Below are 17,866 nucleotides of genomic sequence, written 5' to 3' on the forward strand. Positions count from 1 at the left end.
GCGGCGTGGCGGGGACCGCAACGTGAACGGATGTTGTACCGATCACATTAGATGCTGTGAAAGTGCAATAAAAGCGCAAAAAACTGCCGATCATCGTGCACAATATCCGCATGATCGATGCCCGTCTCCACACGCTGCGCGTGTTCGCCACCTGCGGCACCGTGGCGGCCACGGCCGAGCTCACCGGCTACTCCCCGTCGGCGGTCTCCGCGCAGCTGCGCGAACTGCAGCGCTCGCTGGGCATTGAGCTGCTGGTCCGTGACGGGCGGGGCGTGCGGCTCACCGCGGCCGGTCGGCACCTGGTGGCGGGTTCGGATGACCTGGTCGCGCAGTGGGAGGGGCTGCGCGCTGCGGCCCTGCGCGCCGATGAGCAGGTGCCGGCGCAGTTTGGCCTGGGCGGGTTCTCCAGTGCCGCCGCGCAGCTGCTGGCCCCGCTGGCCGCCGCGCTGCGCGAAACCCGGCCCACCCTGGCGGTACGCCTGATCGAGGCCAGCCCGGCACGCTGCTACGAACTGCTGGTGGCCGAACGCATTGACCTGGCGGTCGTGGTGGCAATGCAGGCAGACAGCGTGGGGGAGGAGGACCCCCGCTTTGAGCAGACGTTCCTGCTCAACGATCCGCTGGACGTGTTGGTCCCGGCCGGGCATCGGCTGGCCGAGCGGGTCTCGGTGCGCCTGGAGGAGCTGGCCTCCGAGCCCTGGATTACCGACACCGTCGGATCTACCTACCGGGCGCTGTTTACGGCGGCCTTCACCGCGGTGGGCGCCACCCCGCGCATTGCCCACGAGTCCCTGGAGTGGGAGACCATGATCGCCTTCGTCGGTGCCGGGCTCGGGGTGGGCCTGTTGCCGCGGCTGGCACCCATCGGTGGGCATGAAAATGTGCGCAGGCTGCGACTGACCGGGCCAGGACGCCCCACCCGACGCATCGTCGCCGCCGCGCGGCGCGGCAGCATGGACTCCCCGCTGATTGGTCAATGCCTGCAGATCCTGCAGGGGAGGGCGCGCAGCATCCTGGACGAGCGGCTGGACGAGGAGACGTAGGTCGAGCCGACCACGGAGCGCACCCTTGACACCCCCTGTGACGCAGAGCACACTGTTGCTAGGTTGGACTCATTTATCCAACTTATATTTAACAAGGCGGAGGTTCTCAGGTGGGAAACAAGGCAGTGAGCTACGCAGGACCGGGCAAGGTCGAGGTCATCGACACCCCCTATCCGGAATTCGTCCTGCGCGACGGGCCCGGGGTGCACCCAGACAACGTCGGACGCAAGGTGGAGCACGGGGTGATCCTGCGAACCATCGCCACCAACATCTGCGGTTCGGACCAACACATGGTGCGCGGACGCACCACCGCCCCCTCGGGCCTGGTGCTCGGGCATGAAATCACCGGTGAAGTCATCGAGGTGGGGCGGGACGTCGAGTTCGTCAAGGTCGGGGACGTCGTCTCGGTGCCGTTCAACATCTCCTGCGGCCGGTGCCGCAACTGCAAGGAAGGCAAGACCGGCATCTGCCTGAACGTGAACCCGGACCGTCCCGGCTCCGCCTACGGGTACGTGGACATGGGCGGCTGGGTGGGTGGCCAGGCCGAATACGTGCTCGTTCCCTACGCGGACTGGAACGTGCTGAAGTTCCCCGACCGCGACCAGGCGATGGAGAAGATCCTGGACCTGGCGATGCTCTCGGACATTTTCCCCACCGGGTACCACGGGGCCGTGGGCGCCGGGGTGGGTGTGGGATCAACCGTGTACGTGGCCGGCGCCGGCCCGGTGGGCCTGGCCGCCGCCACCTCCGCCCAGCTGCTGGGCGCCGCGGTGGTCATCGTCGGGGACCTGAACGCCGACCGGTTGGCCCAGGCCCGCAGCTTCGGCTGCGAAACCGTGGATGTCTCCCAGGGCGACCCCGGTGAGCAGATAGAACAGATCCTGGGCGTGCCGGAGGTGGAGTGCGGGATCGACGCGGTCGGGTTCGAGGCCCGCGGCCACGGCCACGAGGCGGCCACCGAGCAGCCGGCCACGGTGCTGAACTCGCTGATGGAGATCACCCGCGCCGGTGGCCACCTGGGGATCCCGGGGCTGTACGTCACCGGGGATCCGGGTGCCGCCGATGAGGCGGCGAAGGTCGGTTCGCTGTCGATGCGCTTCGGCCTGGGCTTCGCCAAATCCCACACCTTCGTCACCGGACAGTGCCCGGTGATGAAGTACCACCGCGGGCTAATGCACGCGATCCTGGCCGACAAGGTGTCCATTGCCAGGAACGTGAACGCAACGACCATTTCCCTGGATGAGGCCCCGGCCGGGTACGCGGCCTTCGACGAGGGGGCGGCACAAAAATTCGTGCTTGACCCGCACGGCCTGATTCGCGGCTAAACGCCGAAGGCGGGCGCAATGCGGGGGCGCGGGGGCGGGGAGGCGAGGAATTTCACATCCCCGCCCCTGGCACTGCATGGCACAAGGGCAAAAAGCGTTCTGGTGGGAACGGGATCGGGGGCAAAAAAGACCGTGGGGCTTGACCTGACTTGCCTGCATCCAACAGTATTGAACGCAGACCTTAGGGCCGCGGTGGGCCGTGTTGGCCGTTGTCGCATGCATCTGAACGGCGGGCTCGCCGATCTTCGAAGCGCCGCCGTTTCCGGCCCCTGCCGTCTGCTGGCCCGCCCGACTGGGGCCATGCAACCGTTCCGCTGCCACCGCCTGGCAGCCTGCCGTCCGGAGCGCGCCGCCGCCGAGTCGATGATTTCCCCGTCGGCAGCGCCGTCCTGCCAGTGAAGGAAGAACGTAATGAAGCCAAGTGATCAATCGATCCAGGAGCTCGTGGGTGAGCTGCACACAGCTCGCAAACGCCGCCCCCGGAAATACACCGCCTCCGGCACCGACTACTGGGTGTTCGGCATTGCCGGCTGCCTGGCCCTGGCGTTCATCGCCTGGGGGTTCGTTTCCCCCGAGGGCCTGGGCGCAGTGGCCGGCAAGGCACTGGATTGGGTGATCACCAACACCGGCTGGCTGTTCGTCATCGCCGCCTCGGTGTTCGCGGTCTTCGTGATCGTGCTCGCTTCGAAGAACTTCGGGCGCATCCCGCTGGGCAAGGACGGGGAAAAGCCCGAATTCAGCACGGTCTCCTGGATCTCGATGATGTTTGCCACCGGCATGGGCATTGGCCTGGTGTTCTACGGGGTGGGCGAACCGCTGTTCTTCTACATGTCCCCGCCGCCGGGAACCGTGGAGGGGCAGACCGATGCGGCGCTGAGCACCGCCATGGGCACCACCTTGTTCCACTGGACGCTCTACCCGTGGGCGATGTACGCCATTGTGGGCCTGGGCATGGCCTACGGCAGCTTCCGCCTGGGCCGCCCGCAGCTGTTCTCCTCCATGTTCTCCTCGATCTTCGGCGAGCGCGCCATCCACGGCTGGGGCGGACGCACCATCAACATCCTGGCCATCCTGGCCACGCTGTTCGGCTCGGCCTGTTCGCTGGGCCTGGGCGCCCTGCAGATCGGCGGCGGCATCCAGGCCACCGGCGTGATGGAGAACGTCGGCTCGGGCATCCTGGTGATCATCATTGCCATCCTCACCGCCCTGTTCGTGGCCTCCGCGGTCTCCGGCATTGAGCGCGGCATCCAGTGGCTGTCCAACACCAACATGGTGCTGGCCCTGGTTCTGGCGCTGATTGTCTTCATCGGCGGCCCGACCCTGTTCATCCTGAACGTCATCCCGAACGCGATTGGCGCGTTCATCCGCGACCTGCCGGAAATGGCCTCGCGCACCGCGGCCTCCACCGACGGGACCATGGCCGACTGGCTTTCGTCCTGGACCGTGTTCTACTGGGCCTGGTGGGTGTCATGGACCCCGTTCGTGGGTCTGTTCATTGCCCGCATCTCCCGTGGGCGCAGCATCCGCCAGTTCGTCACCGGCGTGCTGCTGGTGCCCTCGACCGTGACCCTGCTGTGGTTCGCGATCTTTGGCGGCGGCGCAATCGGCCTGCAGGAACGCGCGCAGCGTTCGGGGGATTCGGGCCAGGCGCTGGCCAGCATTGTTGACGGCGCCCCGGACATCAACTTCGACCTGGTGCTCTTCGACCTGCTGGAGAAGCTGCCGGTGCCCGGCTGGGTGGCGGTGGTGCTGATGGTGGTCACGGTGCTGCTGATCGCGATCTTCTTCGTCACCGGCGCCGACTCGGCCTCCATCGTAATGGGGGCGCTCAGTGAGCGCGGGGCTGAACACCCGACCCGCAAGTCCGTGATCTTCTGGGGCGTCGCGGTGGGCGCCGTGGCGGCGGTGATGCTGCTGGCCGGCGGGGACCACCCGGCGGCGGCCCTGAACGGGCTGAAGAACATCACGATTGTCTCGGCTCTGCCCTTCGTGCTGGTGATGCTGCTGCTGTGCGTGGCCATCTGGAAGGATCTGAGCCGCGACCCGCTGGTCATCCAGAACAAGGTGGCCCGTGAGGTGCTGGAGCAGTCGGTGGCCGAGGGCGTGGAACGCCATGAGGGCGGGCACTTCAGCCTGATGACGACCGAAATCGACATCATCACCATCGAACGGGCCCCGGCCCCGCACGACACGATCGTCTACGAGGAAGGGCAGCAGCCGCCGGCCAAGCCGGTGACCGATGAGGACCGCCCCGACCCGGAAGGGGAGAACCCGCGGACCGGGGACGATGACCCGCAGTCCGATGGCACTGATCCCCGGAAATAGCCGGCCCACCGGCTAGGCACCGGCCGGGCGTACGCCCCGGCGGGCACCACAACGGCCTTGCCCCGCCCCGCGCAGCTCACTGCGTGGGGCGGGGCAAGGCCGTTGTTCTCCAAGAGGCTCAGCCCAGCGGGCCCGGCGCCTAGCGGTGGCGGCAGATTTGCTCCAGCTTCGCGATGCATGGCTCGTTTTGCAGGCTGGTGGTGTCACCCAGTTCGGTGCCCTGGAACAGCTGGGTCAGCAGCCGGCGCATGATCTTTCCGGAGCGGGTCTTGGGCACGTCCGGGACCAGCACCACGTCCCGCGGCTTGGCGATCGGGCCGATCTGCCGGCGCACGGTCTCCCGCAGCTCTGCCACGAACGCCTCGCGCCTCGCCGCGGTGGCCGCATCCGGTGCGGCCGCGACCAGCGACTGGTCCAGCGGCACCACGAACGCGGTGGCCGCGTGCCCGGTGGTGGCATCCGGGGTGGGGCACACCCCGGCCTCCACGACGCCCGGATGGGTGACCAGCGCCGATTCGATTTCAATGGTGGACAGCCGGTGCCCGGAGATGTTGATGACGTCATCGGTGCGTCCCAGGATCCAGATGTCCTCATCCGCATCGAACCGGGCCCCGTCCCCGGCCAGGAACCAGCCCTGCTCGGCGTACTGCTTCCAGTAGCTGGTGTAGTAGCGCCGCGCATCGCCCCACACGGTGCGGGCCATTGCCGGACCGGTGCGGGTGATGACGATGTTGCCCTGTTCGCCGGGGGCCACACGTGTTCCCTGGGCGTCCACGATGTCCACCGCGACCCCCGGGGTGGCTCGCGCGGCACAGCCGGGCTTGAAGCCGGTGTCGGTGGGCCGCGGGGAGAGGATCGTCGCCCCGGACTCGGACTGCCACCAGGTGTCCACCATGGGGATGCCTTCGGCGGTGTTGCGTCCCACTTCGGTGCGCAGCCAGCGCCAGGCTTCCGGGTTCACCGCCTCGCCCACGGTGCCGCCCACCCGGATGGAGGACAGGTCATAGTGTGCCGGGATGCCGTCGGGGAACCAGCCCATGAGGGAACGCACCAGGGTGGGGGCCGTGTAGTAGCTGGTGACCTTGTAGCGTTCGATGATCTCAAAATGCCGTCCCGGGTGCGGAGCGTTGGGCACCCCCTCGTAGATCACCTGGGTGACCCCGTTGGCCAGGGGACCATAGATTTCGTAGGTGTGGGCGGTGACCCAGGCCAGGTCCGCCGTGCACCAGTGCACGTCCAGCTCGCGCAGCGCCGGGTCCGGGTTGGCGAACAACAGGTTGTGGCTGTAGGCGGCCTGGGTCAGGTAGCCGCCGGTGGTGTGCACCAGCCCCTTGGGCTTGCCGGTGGTCCCGGAGGTGTACATGATGAACAGCGGGGTTTCGGCGTCAAAGGCCTGGGCCTGGTGTTCGGTGGGCTGGCTGTCCACCAGCTCGTGCCACCACACGTCCCGTCCCTCGGTCCAGGCGATGTCGCACCCGGTGCGCCGGATCACCAGCACGTTCTCAATGTTGTTCTCCCCGGCCACCGCCGTGTCCGCGTTGTCCTTGACCGGGACGGCGGCGCCGCGGCGAAACTGGCCGTCCGTGGTGACCAGCAGCTTCGCTGCGGTGTCCTCGACCCGGAACTTCAGGGCCGCGGCGGAGAACCCGCCGAAAACCAGGGAGTGGATCGCGCCAATGCGGGCGCAGGCCAGGGTGATGACCACCGTCTCCACCAGCACCGGCAGGTAGATGACCACCCGGTCACCCTTCCCGATGCCCAGTTCGGTCAGCGCGTTCGCGGCCTGGCATACCCGTTCGGCCAGTTCCCGGTAGGTGACGGTCTCCCGGTCCCCGGGTTCCCCCTCGAAGTACAGGGCCACCTTCTCACCGCGGCCGGCCGCCACATGCCGGTCCGTGCAGTTCACGGCGGCGTTCAGCGTGCCGCCCAGGTACCAGGAAATCTGCGGGCCGCGTTCGGCGGCGGGGTCGGCGGCAACGATCCGGGAGGTGGTGTGCCATCGGGTGTCCCAGTCCAGCAGGTTCGCCGCTTCATCCCAGAAGCGCTGGCGGGTGGCTTCGTCGGTGCTTTCCTCGGAGGTGAGGTCGATGGTTGTCATCGAAGAAAATCCTTTACACGTGGTCGCGGGCCCTAGGCCCAGCGGGCAATGGCCTTGCGTTCGGCGATGGACAGCAGGGCATCGGTGAGTTTGCCGAAGATCGCCAGCAAGATGATGGTCAGGATCAGGCGGTCAATGCGCCCATTGTTTTGGGAATCGGTGAGCAGGAACCCCAGGCCCATGGAGGCGCCGAGCAGTTCGGCCGCCACCAGGAACAGCCATGCCTGGGCCAGGGCCAGGCGCAGCCCGGAGAAGATCGCGGGAACCACGGCCGGCAGCTGAACGGTGCGCAACAGGCGCAGGCCCCGGTAGCCAAAGGAGCGGGCCGCCTCCACCAGCTGGGGATCCACGTGGCGCAGCGCCAGGGAGACGGTGGTGAAGACCGGGAAGAAGGCGCCGATGATGATCAGGGTGACCTTGGAGTCCTCACCCATCTTCATCCACAGCACCAGCAGCGGAACCCAGGCCAGTGACGGGACCGCGCGCAGCGCCCCGATGCTCAGGCTCAGCAGGGCATCGGCCAGCTTCGATAGTCCCACCAGGGCACCGAAGACCAGGCCCAGCAGCGAACCGGCGGCAAAGCCCAACAGGACCCGCTGGGCGGAGATGCCTATGTGGGTCCACAGCTCGCCGCGCTCCAGCAGGTCAACGGCGGCGGTGATGACGGAGGCCGGGGTGGGCAGCGCATAGGAGGGCACCAGTCCGCTTGTCGTGGCCAACTGCCACGCCACCAGGACCAGGGCGGGGACAACCAGGCCCACCAGCCAGTGCGGGAGCCCCAGCAGTGCGGCGAGCAGCCCGGCGCGCGGGGCATCGGCTTGTGTGGTGGCCGGCTGCTGGTCAACAGGAGCGGTCATCGCCTATTCACCCGCAATCTGTGAGGCATCGGCCTGCCGGGCAAACTGGTCGTCAACCAGGGTGTCCAGTGCGGCGTCCACCTCGGCTTGGCTCTTCACATCGCCGCTGTCGACAAACACCGGCCCAATGTTGCCCAGCACCTGAACGAACTTCTCGCCCGGGACCGCCGCCACGTCGAGGTTGGATCGCTCGGAGATGACCGTGTCGGCGACCTGAGCGTCCAGTCCGGCGACATCGGCCAGGATCTGTGCGGTTTCCTCCGGGTGGCTGCCGGCCCACTGGCGCGCCTTCTCATAGGCGTCAACCACGGTCTGCGCCACTTCCGGGCTGTCCTTGAGGAAGTCCTCACGGGCGTTGAGCGCCCCATAGGTGTTGAAGTCCAGGTTGCGGTACAGCAGGCGTGCCCCGTCCTGTTCGGCGGACGCCATGATCGGGTCCAGTCCGCTCCAGGCATCCACCGAGCCGTTGGCCAAAGCGGTGCGCCCGTCGGCGTGCTGCACGTTCTGCAACGTGATGTCCTTTTCCCCCAACCCCGCCTCCTGCAGGGCCTGCAGCAGGAAGAAGTAGGGGTCGGTGCCCTTGGTGGCCGCGACCTGCTTGCCCTTCAGGTCGGCGACCGAGGAAACCGGTGAATCCTTGCCCACGACCAGTGCTGACCATTCGGGCTGCGAGTACAACGCGATCGTCTTGATCGGGGAACCGTTGGAGCGGGCCAGCAGGGCGGCGGATCCGGCGGTGGAGCCCACGTCGATGGCGTCCGCACGCAGTGCCTCGTTGGCCTTGTTTGACCCGGCCGACTGGATCCATTCGACGCTGATGCCGTCGTCGGCCAGCGCATCCTCCAGCCATCCCTTTTCCTTCAGCACCAGGCTCAGGGGGTTGTAGGTCGCATAGTCGAGGGTCAGGGTCTCACCGGCAGCGGCGTTCTCCCCGGCGCAGCCGCTGAGGCTGCTCGCGGCCAATGCCACGGCGGCGAAGGTGAATGCGCAACGGCGGGACAGGATGAATTTTGACATGGGAATCCTTAGCGGGTGGGTTCGGCGGCGCACGGGAGCAGGCCCGGACGCAAGGGTGAGGGATGGGCAGGAAGGCGACGCGGCGCGGGGGTTAATGGCCCGACGGGTCGACACCGAGCAGCTGCAGCAGATGCGCGCGCTGGGCGGTGAATCCGGAACCCGTCCGGTTGCGGGGCCTGTGGGAGTTCAGGGGCAGGTCCTCGATGACCCCGGCCCCGTTCTGCTTCTGCTCCGCGTTCGGCCGCCGGTGCCCCAGGACAATGACGCGGTCGGCCAGGCTCAGGGCCTCGTCCACGTCATGGGTGACCATCAGCACCGTGGTCGGGAACGAACGGTGGATGTCCAGCAGCAGATCCTGCATTTTCAGGCGGGTCAGGGCATCCAGCGCGCCGAACGGTTCGTCCAGCAGCAGGACCCCGGGGCGCCGTGCCAGGGCGCGGGCCAGTGAAACGCGCTGGGCCATGCCCCCGGAAATCTCGCGCGGACGAAGTTCCGCCGCGTGGGTGAGTTCGGTCAGTTCCAGCAGCTCGGCGATCAGCTCGCGCCCGGCCTGGGCGGTCAGCTGCGGAGACAGGCCCAGGGCGATGTTCTGGCGCACCGTCCGCCACGGCAGCAACCGGGGTTCCTGGAACGCCACCGCACAGCGGTCATCGATTCCCTCCACGGCGTGGCCGCCAATGCGGACCTGGCCGACACTGGGGTGATCCAGGCCGCTGACGGTGCGCAGCAGTGTGGACTTGCCGCAGCCGCTGGCGCCCAGGATGGCCACCACCTGACCGGCGGTGATCTGCAGGTCGATGCCCGACAGGACCGTGCGGGTCTGCCGTCCTGCGGTGAACGAACGCCCCAGGTTGTGGAACTGAACCGATCGGGCAGTGGATGGCGCCACGGGTGTGGGCGACACAAGGACAGTACTCATTGTCATCTCCATCGCTTCTGGCGTTAGCACCGTCCATGCAGGAAGAGGCCTTCTCCCCGTCATGGTGGTTGCTGCGGCGTCAACGAGCCAGATCTCTCGGCCGCTCGGGATGGTTACGCCACCATGTAATCGTCCCGAACGGATGGAAGGCAAATCGTTCGTAATGTGACGAATCTTCGAAGCATACGTTTCTGGGGCCGGTAATTCTGGTATTTCTTTGATCCCTTGTGGATTCTGCATCATTCTGCCGCTTGAGGGGGTCAGGCTGTAACGTCCTGCCCATTCGCGCGATCCGGGCGTTCGACGTCATCTGCGCTTCATGCCCCGAAATATGACGCCAGGCCTTGAGCCGGCTTCGTCACCGCCGGTACAAATGAGATGAACCATCCAGAGCGGCCGAGAGATCTGGCTCCACGACGCCGCAGCAACCACCCCATGCGGGCCGGTGCTACCGCCAGGACCGATGGAAGAATTGAGGCTCTTGCATGTCATTCGGCGAACCCCAACCGGACTTCAACACGCTGTCCGACCCTGCCCAGGCCCCTGCGGGCAACGCCGTGGACCTGGACCAGCACCCCGAGCAGCTGCCCGAGCGGCAGCTGCTGAAGATCACCCCGGGGCCTGGGGCCGACGAACAATATGAACGCCTGGCCGCCACCTTCCGGCCGGTCTTCGCGCAAATCGCCGAGGGCGCGGCCCACCGGGACCGGGAGCGCATCCTGCCCTTTGAGCAAGTGGGGCTGCTGAACCGGGAACGCTTCGGGGCCCTGCGCGTCCCGGTGGACCGCGGCGGGTACGGTGCCCGCATGTCCGATGTCTTCCGCCTGCTGATTGAACTGGCCGAAGCCGACTCCCACATCGCCCAGCTCTGGCGTGCCCACCTGGCCTTCGTCGAAGACGTGCTGGCCTTCGAGGACCAGTCGCTGCAGGCCAAATGGCTGGAGCGGATCTCCGCCGGGCACATTGTGGGCAACGCCTACACCGAACGCGGCGGCAACCGGCTGGGCAGCCTGAACACCACGGCCACCGAGCACGAGGGCCGCTGGTTCGTCACCGGGGAGAAGTACTACTGCACCGGGACCATCTTTGCCGACTGGACCATGGTGGCCGTGGCCCACCCGCAGCTGCCCGGTCGGCAGATCGCCGTCGTGGCCACCCAGCATTCCGGGGTGCGGATCCTGGATGACTGGGACGGGTTCGGCCAGCAGCTGACGGGCACCGGCACCACTACGTTCGAGCGGGTCCCGGTGGACAGCTTCATCCCGCAGCATGAGAACGACACCGAATCGGCGATCTTCCAGCTGGTGCTGCTGGCCGTGCAGGCCGGCGTGGCCCGCGCGGCGCTGAATGACCTGCGCTCCTCGGTCCAGCTGCGCACCCGCAGCTTCAGCACCGGCACCGGGGTCCCGGTCCGCCACGAACCGCAGGTCCTGCAGGTCGTGGGGGAGGTCTCGGCCGAGGTCTTCGCCATCGAGTCGGTGGTGATGGGCGCCGTGCTGGAGGTCGAGGCCGCCCTGGCCGACGCCAACCTGAGCCCCGCCGAACGCTATGCGGTGTGCGAGTTGGCCGCCAACCGCGCCCAATCGGTCACCCAGCCGCTGACCATCGGGGTGACCAGCAAGCTCTTTGACCCGCTGGGCGCCTCGGCCACCAAGGCCAGCTGCAACATGGACCGGCACTGGCGCAACGCCCGCACCATCGCCACCCACAACCCCGCCATCTACAAATCCCGCATCGTGGGCGACTACGAGATCAACGCGGTGCCCCCGGTGCGGCTGAACGCCACCGGGGACGTCCCCGCCCCGGGCCAGGTCAGCTTCCGCTAGTCCCGCCCGCCACCATCGAATCAAACCCCCGAAAGAAGGACCGCCATGAGCCGCACACCCCGCGAAATCCTGTTCAACGCCTTTGACATGAACTGCGTCGCCCACCAGTCGCCCGGACTCTGGCGCCACCCGCAGGACCAAGCCGCAAGCTACAACACCCTGGGCTACTGGACCCACCTGGCCAAGGTGCTGGAAAAGGGCAAGTTCGACGGGCTGTTCATCGCCGATGTGCTGGGCACCTATGACGTCTACAACGGCACCAACGAATCCCCGCTGCGCACCGGCGCCCAGGCCCCGGTCAACGACCCGATTCTGCTGGTCTCCGCCATGGCCGCGGTCACCGAGAACCTCGGCTTCGGCATCACCGCGGGCACCGCCTACGAGCACCCGTACCCGTTCGCCCGCCGCCTGGCCACCCTGGACCACCTCACCGGGGGCCGGGTCGGCTGGAACGTGGTCACCGGCTACCTGCCCTCCGCCGCGCGCAACATGGGCCAGGAAGACCAGATGGAGCACGACGAACGCTACGACCACGCCGATGAGTACCTGGAAGTGGTGTACAAGCTGCTGGAGGGCTCCTGGGAAGATGACGCGGTCAAGGCCGACAAGGTCCGCGGCATCTACACCAACCCGGAGCAGGTGCACCCGATCAACCATGAGGGCAAGTACTTCAAGGTACCGGGCATCGCCATCACCGAACCGAGCACCCAGCGCACCCCGGTGATCTACCAGGCCGGGGCCTCCAGCCGCGGGGTGAAGTTCGCGGCCGAGAACGCGGAGGCCGTCTTCGTCACCTCGCCGACCCGGGAAATGCTCAAGGCCACCGTCACCAAGATCCGTGACGCCGCCGAGGCCGCCGGCCGGGACCGCTACGACATCAAGATCTTCGCCATGCAGACCATCATCACCGGCCAGGACTCGGCCACCGCGCAGGCGAAGTACGAGGACTACAAGTCCTACGCTGACGTCGAGGGGGCACTGGTGCTGATCTCCGGGTGGATGGGGGTGGACCTCTCGGCCTACGACCCGGACGACGTGATCGGCTCGAACGTGAAGTCCAACGCGATCCAGTCTTCCGTGGAGACCTTCCAGAAGGCCAGCGGCGACGAGGGCTCACCGTGGACCATCCGGCAGCTGGCCGAGTGGGTCGGCGTGGGCGGTTTCGGCCCGATCACCGTCGGTTCGGGCGCCGAGGTAGCCGAGAAGCTGATCGACTGGGTGGACTACACCGACGTGGACGGGTTCAACCTCGCCTACGCGATCACCCCGGGAACCTTTGAGGACATCGTCGAGTATGTGGTTCCCGAACTGCAGGCCCGCGGCGCCTACAAGACCGAGTATGCCGAAGGCTCGCTGCGCAACAAGCTCTTCGGTGCCGGCGACCGGGTCAAGGACACCCACCGCGCCGCCCAGTACAAGATCGCCAACCGCCTGGCTGCCGCCCGCTAGCGGCCAGCGGTGAACAGGGCGGCGCGGCCGCGGAAAAACCCGTCACTGGTCTTTCCGCGGCCGCGCCGCCTTCGGTGTGGATGCGCGGGAGCTACTTGTGCTTCTTGTGTCCCTTCAGCTGCTTCACCACCATCGCCGAGCCGCCCCCGCGCCGGGTCGGTTCGGCCGCGGCGGTCAGCTTGCCCCGCGGGCCGATCTCCACGGCCGCCACCGCACCGATCTCCGCCTGCGGGGTAAAGGAATCCCCGGACGGCACGAACTGGTGGCCGAAGGGCTCCAGCATCCGGGCATCATCGGCAATGAACTCCGGTTCGGCGGTGACCGCGGTGGTGTTGCGCTGTGAGGCGCGCGGCGCGGCAATCGCCTCGGAAATCTCCATGCCCAGATCCACGCGGTTGACCAGGGTCTGCAGCACCGTGGTGATGATCGTCGAGCCGCCCGGGGAGCCAACCGCCAGCACCGGCTTGCGGTCCTTGAGCACAATGGTCGGCGCCATGGAGGAGCGCGGCCGCTTGCCCGGCTCGATGCGGTTCGGGTCGGCCGGATCGTAGACGGTGGAGAAGTCGGTCAGCTCGTTGTTGAGCAGGAACCCGCGGCCCGGCACCACGATGCCCGAACCGCCGGTCTGTTCAATGGTCAGCGTGTAGGACACGACGTTGCCCCACCGGTCGGCCACCGACAGGTGCGTGGTCGAGATGTTCTCCGTGTCCTTCTCCTGCGCCACCACACCGGCTTCGGTGGGGCAGCGCCCGTCGTAGTTGGCGGCATCGCCCGGCGCTACCGGTTTCACGGAGGCGCGCTGCGGATCCAGGGCGCAGGCCCGCTCGGCCCCGAAGAGCCGGTCGGTCAGCTGGCGGGTGGGCACATCGACGAATGCCGGATCCCCGACGTATTTGCCGCGGTCGGCAAACGCCAGGGCGCTGGCCTCCAGGTAGTGGTGCAGCGCGTCGGGTCGCGGCATCGTGGAAAGCTGGAACCGATTCAGGATGTTCAGGGCCTCGCCGACCGTGGTGCCCCCACTGCTGGAGGGGGCCATCCCGTAGACGTCCAGGCCGCGATAGTTCACCCTGGTCGGCTTCTGCTTTACGACCTTGTAGCGTGCCAGGTCCGCGGCGGTCATGTGGCCGGCTGGCACGGGCAGCTCGGTTCCCGGCACCACCGGCGGGGCCTGCACGGTCGCGGCGATCTGCTCGGCGAGCTCACCGCGGTAGAACGAGTTGATGCCCCGGCGCGCAATCATGCGGTAGGTCTTGGCCAAATCGGGGTTCTTGAACACGCTGCCCACCTTGGGGGCATCCCCCCGGGGAAGGTACAGCTTCCGGGTGGACTCGAAGGCCTCGAACCGCTCCTTGTTATCCAGGGTTTGCTCGCGGAACGTCTCATCCACGACGAAGCCGCGCGTGGCCGTCTTGATGGCCGGCTGCAGGGCCTTGCCCAGGCTCATCGTTCCCCAGCGGTCCAGGGCCTCATCCCAGGTGGCCAGCGTGCCGGGCACGCCCACGGACACCCCGCTGGTCACCAGCTCCGGGGTGAAGGGGTAGGGGCTGCCGGTCTGCGGATCAATGAAGGCGTCGTGGGGCATGGCGGACGGGGCGGTTTCCCGACCGTCCAGCGTGCTGATCTTCCGGGTGTCGGCGTCGTAGTACATGAAGTAGCCTCCGCCGCCAATGCCGGCGCTGTAGGGTTCGGCGACTCCCAGTGTCGCGGCGGCGGCCACCGCCGCGTCCACGGCGTTGCCGCCGCGGCGCAACACGGAAATCGCCGCGGAGGTGGCCTCCGGGTCGACGGTGGCCACGGCGCCACCGTAACCGGTGGCGGTGGCTTGCTTTTCGGTTTGGCGTGGTTCTGCCTGGGCCGGCGCCAGACTGAGCGCGGTCAAGCCCAACGCCAGGCTGATCGCGCAGGCTGGGGCGCGAAGTGATCGTGGGTGCACAGCTACCCGCTCCTTGGGGGGTTGATGGGTTCTGACCCCCTCAAGCTAGGCGAAGTGCACCACATCGAATGGAAGTGACACGCATCACATCCCAAAAGTTGTGGTTGTACTGAGGAACCGGCTTTCGGCGCAGTGCCTCCTGGGCGGGGCCGTCCTTCGGAGAGGAGCCGGTGGTTTCTGCGCACGAAGCACCATATGCCTTTCCCGCCGATTTTTGCGCGCAACCTTGGTTCCGGGCAGAGGCAATGAAAGGCCCCTGTGCAGCGCCGGCCCATGGCGGAAAGCACTAGGCTTGGGGCCATGGATTCCTCGGCCTCCCGGTTCCCGCCGGTCGGCCTCGCGCGGGCAAGACAATTGTGGGGCGATTATGTGCTTTGGGCAGGGGGCGGGGGCCTGCGACCCGAGGTGTTGCCTGTCGTTGACTACTTCGGGGACAGTCCCGCGTTGGCCGATGCGTTGCTGCGCGCAGTTTCCGACGGGGATAAGCGCGCAACCTCGAGCCTGGAGAACGAGTACACGGCAAGCGGTGAACCGTTGCCGGAGGCAGGCGCCTATTGGCTAGCCTGCGATTCCACCGGTACGGCGCGTCTCATCCTGCAGACCACCGAGGTCACCTTGGCGGCTTTTGATCACGTGGACGCCGATTTCGCCTTTGCCGAAGGGGAGGATGACCGCTCGTTGGCCAGCTGGCGCCGCGAGCATGAGAAGTACTGGCGTCGCACCCAGCGGGTTGCTGGACACCAATGGGATCCGACCCTGACGTCGCAGCCGGGTTTCCGGGTCGTGCTTGAGCGTTTCGTTGTCGCCTGGCCTATGGGCCCCGGCAGGGCGTAGCCCCCAGCGGTTTTTCCGCGCCGGTGGATCGGCCGGCTCGTGGATGAGGAATCTGTACAGGGTTTCACAGGGCTCCAACTGCGGGACAGGGGCAAGCAGGCCCGGCCCTGCGGCTGCTGCACGGTGCTGCCCCCGGTCCGCGGATGCGTGTAAGACCCGCGCCACCCGCTACAGCGGGCGCGGTGGCACCGGCGCCATCCTGCCGGGGGGATTGTCAAGGATCTGCGGTTTTCGCCTTCACATAATGACTTACCGGCGCATGTGACCCCATTGTTACGGTGCTGCCGAGCCTTTGTCGCCTCCTCGGTGACGATGTGACGTCGATGTTTCGTCATGGTTGGTCACATGAATGTCCCCGCCGCACACTGAAATCACCCGGAACACCCACCGGAACAACACCATCCAGAGCGACTGAGAGACCTGGCTCGTTGACGTCGCAGCAACCACCCCGACGGGGAGCGGTGCTAAGGCCAGGACCGATGGAGATTGCTAGATTTCGCAACGGTCCCCGAACACGGGCGGATGTCTGCCTGTTTTGCCTCCCTTCGCGGGAGGGACCTGAATTCAGCGTGCTCCTCGGGCTAAACCGAGAGGAACACGGATTATGCGGCCACCACGTTTGGCGCTGAAAGCCACCGCACTGCTTGCGGCCCTGGGGCTGTCGTTGACCGCATGCGGCGGCAGCGGCGTGGCAAGCCCGAACACCGAGTCGGCACAGTCGGCCGGCGACCCGGTGCAGGGTGGAACCCTGACCTACGCCGAGGTCACCCCCATCGACAACTGGCAGACCCAGGCGGCCCGGTTCTACGAGAAGGCCAACGTGCTGAACTCGGTGCTGGACCGGCTGACCTATTTTGACGCCGAGCAGGGCAAGCTGGTGGGGTGGATCGCCAGCGGCTTCACCTCCAACGAGGCCAAGACCCAGTACACGTTCACCATTCGTGATGGGGTGACGTTCTCCAACGGCACCGCACTGGATGCCAAGGCCGTCAAGGCGAACCTGGACGCGCTGGGACTGGGCATCAAGGATGCGCAGATCCAGCCGAACGTGGATTTCTCGGCGTACAAGTCCTCCAAGGTGCTGGACGGGAACAAGGTCCAGGTCACCCTGAAGCGTCCGGACGCCAACTTCCTGCGCGCCACCTCCTCGGTGACCGCCGGGCTGGTGGCCCCCGAAACGCTGAAGCTGGACAACGCCGGGCAGTCGGCGATCTCCAAGATCGTGGGTTCGGGACCGTTCGTCTTCGCCTCGGAAAAGCCCGATGAGGAAGTGGTGTTCAGCGCCCGCGACGACTACGCCTGGGCTCCGCAGGGTGCACAGAACCCGGGGGCTCCCTACCTGGATGAGCTGGTCATCAAGTACCTGCCGGAGGTTGCGCACCGTGCCGGTGCCGCCCAGTCCGGGCAGGTGGACCTGGTTCGGGGATTGCAGCCGGTGGATGAGCAGGTGCTGAAATCCGGCGGCGGCCAGGTGTTCGCCGCGCAGGGCGTGGACTTGACCACCAACAACGCCTCGGTGCGCATTGGCTCCGGGCAGCTGGCCGACGCCAAGGTCCGCCAGGCGCTGCAGGTGGGCATCGACCGCCAGGCGCTGAAGGACACCGTGCTTTCGGACAGCTATGTGATTTCCGCATCGATTCTGAACCACAAGGCCCCGGGCTTCGTGGACTTCTCCGCGGAATTGGCCTACGACCCGGCGCGCTCCAAGGAGCTGCTGGATGAGGCCGGCTGGGTTCCGGGACCGGATGGGATCCGGCAGAAGGACGGGAAGAAGCTGGAGGTCACCGTCGCCTCCTCGAACAACTCGGTGGTCATCAAGCCGGCCTTCGAACTTATTGAGCAGCAGTGGCGCGAGATCGGGGTCAAACTGGTGAACCGGGCAGCGGACAACACGTTCCTGACCAGTGCCCTGGTCGATGACAAGGTCGAATTCTTCGGCACCCGGCAGTTCGCCTACGGCGGGCTGGGGCCGGTCTTCGGGCCGGCGAACAACACCCAGACGCTGAACGCGGACGAAGAGCTGAACGAACTGTTCACCCGGGAACAGGCGGCCACCACCGAGCAGGAGCACCTGAAGCTGATCGGTGAGGAACAGCGTGCCCTGGTGCTGGACAAGGCCCTGACCCTGGTGCTGTGGGATGAGGTCCAGGTCTACGGCGCGCATTCGGGCACCCACGTCGACTTCACCTCCGGCACCGCCCCGATCTTCCAGGGCGCCTGGAAGAGCGGCAAGTAGGGGA

Annotated in this window: 12 protein-coding genes and 3 riboswitches; of the genes, 7 read left to right on the top strand and 5 right to left on the bottom strand. The window is 67.0% G+C overall.

The features are described 5' to 3' along the window. The first annotated feature begins 110 nt into the window (after positions 1–110). The 3 genes from GcLGCM259_RS01115 to GcLGCM259_RS01125 all read left to right on the top strand — a co-directional run bounded on the left by GcLGCM259_RS01115 (position 111) and on the right by GcLGCM259_RS01125 (position 4,693). Positions 111–1,043 carry a LysR family transcriptional regulator gene (locus GcLGCM259_RS01115; protein ID WP_138925494.1) on the top strand — a complete coding sequence of 311 codons (933 nt, stop codon included), beginning with the start codon at positions 111–113 and terminating at the stop codon, positions 1,041–1,043. Positions 1,044–1,153: 110 nt separating this feature from the next. Next, entirely contained in the window at positions 1,154–2,368 is a 1,215-nt protein-coding gene (gene fdhA / locus GcLGCM259_RS01120; protein ID WP_138925495.1) for a formaldehyde dehydrogenase, glutathione-independent, read from the top strand. Between the two features lie 411 nt (positions 2,369–2,779). Beyond that, positions 2,780–4,693, top strand: coding sequence for a BCCT family transporter (locus GcLGCM259_RS01125; protein WP_138174514.1), 1,914 nt, complete (start codon positions 2,780–2,782; stop codon positions 4,691–4,693). Positions 4,694–4,832: 139 nt separating this feature from the next. Here the strand turns inward: GcLGCM259_RS01125 and acs are convergent, their stop codons facing one another. From acs to GcLGCM259_RS01145, 4 genes are all read right to left on the bottom strand, one after another. Further along, entirely contained in the window at positions 4,833–6,791 is a 1,959-nt protein-coding gene (gene acs, locus GcLGCM259_RS01130; protein ID WP_138925496.1) for an acetate--CoA ligase, read from the bottom strand. 32 nt (positions 6,792–6,823) lie between these two features. Beyond that, positions 6,824–7,648: an ABC transporter permease gene (locus tag GcLGCM259_RS01135; protein ID WP_138174510.1), complete on the bottom strand. Its 825-nt coding sequence runs from the start codon at positions 7,646–7,648 to the stop codon at positions 6,824–6,826. Positions 7,649–7,651: 3 nt separating this feature from the next. Beyond that, positions 7,652–8,665: an aliphatic sulfonate ABC transporter substrate-binding protein gene (locus GcLGCM259_RS01140; RefSeq protein ID WP_138925497.1), complete on the bottom strand. Its 1,014-nt coding sequence runs from the start codon at positions 8,663–8,665 to the stop codon at positions 7,652–7,654. Between the two features lie 91 nt (positions 8,666–8,756). Then, on the bottom strand, positions 8,757–9,584 hold the full coding sequence (locus GcLGCM259_RS01145; protein WP_138925498.1) for an ABC transporter ATP-binding protein: 828 nt from the start codon (positions 9,582–9,584) through the stop codon (positions 8,757–8,759). Between the two features lie 5 nt (positions 9,585–9,589). Continuing rightward, positions 9,590–9,700, bottom strand: a riboswitch (SAM riboswitch). A gap of 264 nt (positions 9,701–9,964) precedes the next feature. Beyond that, positions 9,965–10,054, top strand: a riboswitch (SAM riboswitch). Positions 10,055–10,069: 15 nt separating this feature from the next. On the opposite strand from GcLGCM259_RS01145, the gene GcLGCM259_RS01150 reads away from it, so the two are divergent. Further along, positions 10,070–11,410 (top strand): acyl-CoA dehydrogenase family protein, encoded by a 1,341-nt coding sequence (locus GcLGCM259_RS01150; RefSeq protein ID WP_138925499.1) that lies wholly within the window; start codon positions 10,070–10,072, stop codon positions 11,408–11,410. A gap of 45 nt (positions 11,411–11,455) precedes the next feature. Continuing rightward, positions 11,456–12,859 carry an LLM class flavin-dependent oxidoreductase gene (locus tag GcLGCM259_RS01155; protein ID WP_054821484.1) on the top strand — a complete coding sequence of 468 codons (1,404 nt, stop codon included), beginning with the start codon at positions 11,456–11,458 and terminating at the stop codon, positions 12,857–12,859. Positions 12,860–12,950: 91 nt separating this feature from the next. Here the strand turns inward: GcLGCM259_RS01155 and ggt are convergent, their stop codons facing one another. Then, positions 12,951–14,792: a gamma-glutamyltransferase gene (gene ggt / locus GcLGCM259_RS01160; RefSeq protein ID WP_138925500.1), complete on the bottom strand. Its 1,842-nt coding sequence runs from the start codon at positions 14,790–14,792 to the stop codon at positions 12,951–12,953. 300 nt (positions 14,793–15,092) lie between these two features. On the opposite strand from ggt, the gene GcLGCM259_RS01165 reads away from it, so the two are divergent. Together GcLGCM259_RS01165 and GcLGCM259_RS01170 are read left to right on the top strand one after the other, a co-directional pair. Continuing rightward, complete coding sequence (locus tag GcLGCM259_RS01165; RefSeq protein WP_246049675.1) at positions 15,093–15,626, top strand: ASCH domain-containing protein; 534 nt, start codon at positions 15,093–15,095, stop codon at positions 15,624–15,626. A gap of 395 nt (positions 15,627–16,021) precedes the next feature. Further along, positions 16,022–16,112: riboswitch (SAM riboswitch) on the top strand. 118 nt (positions 16,113–16,230) lie between these two features. Beyond that, a complete protein-coding gene (locus GcLGCM259_RS01170; protein WP_138925502.1) occupies positions 16,231–17,862 on the top strand; it encodes an ABC transporter substrate-binding protein in 1,632 nt (543 codons plus the stop codon). Positions 17,863–17,866: the final 4 nt, after the last annotated feature.

Origin of the sequence: Glutamicibacter creatinolyticus, from assembly GCF_006094275.1 — a bacterium.
GTDB lineage: Bacteria > Actinomycetota > Actinomycetes > Actinomycetales > Micrococcaceae > Glutamicibacter > Glutamicibacter creatinolyticus.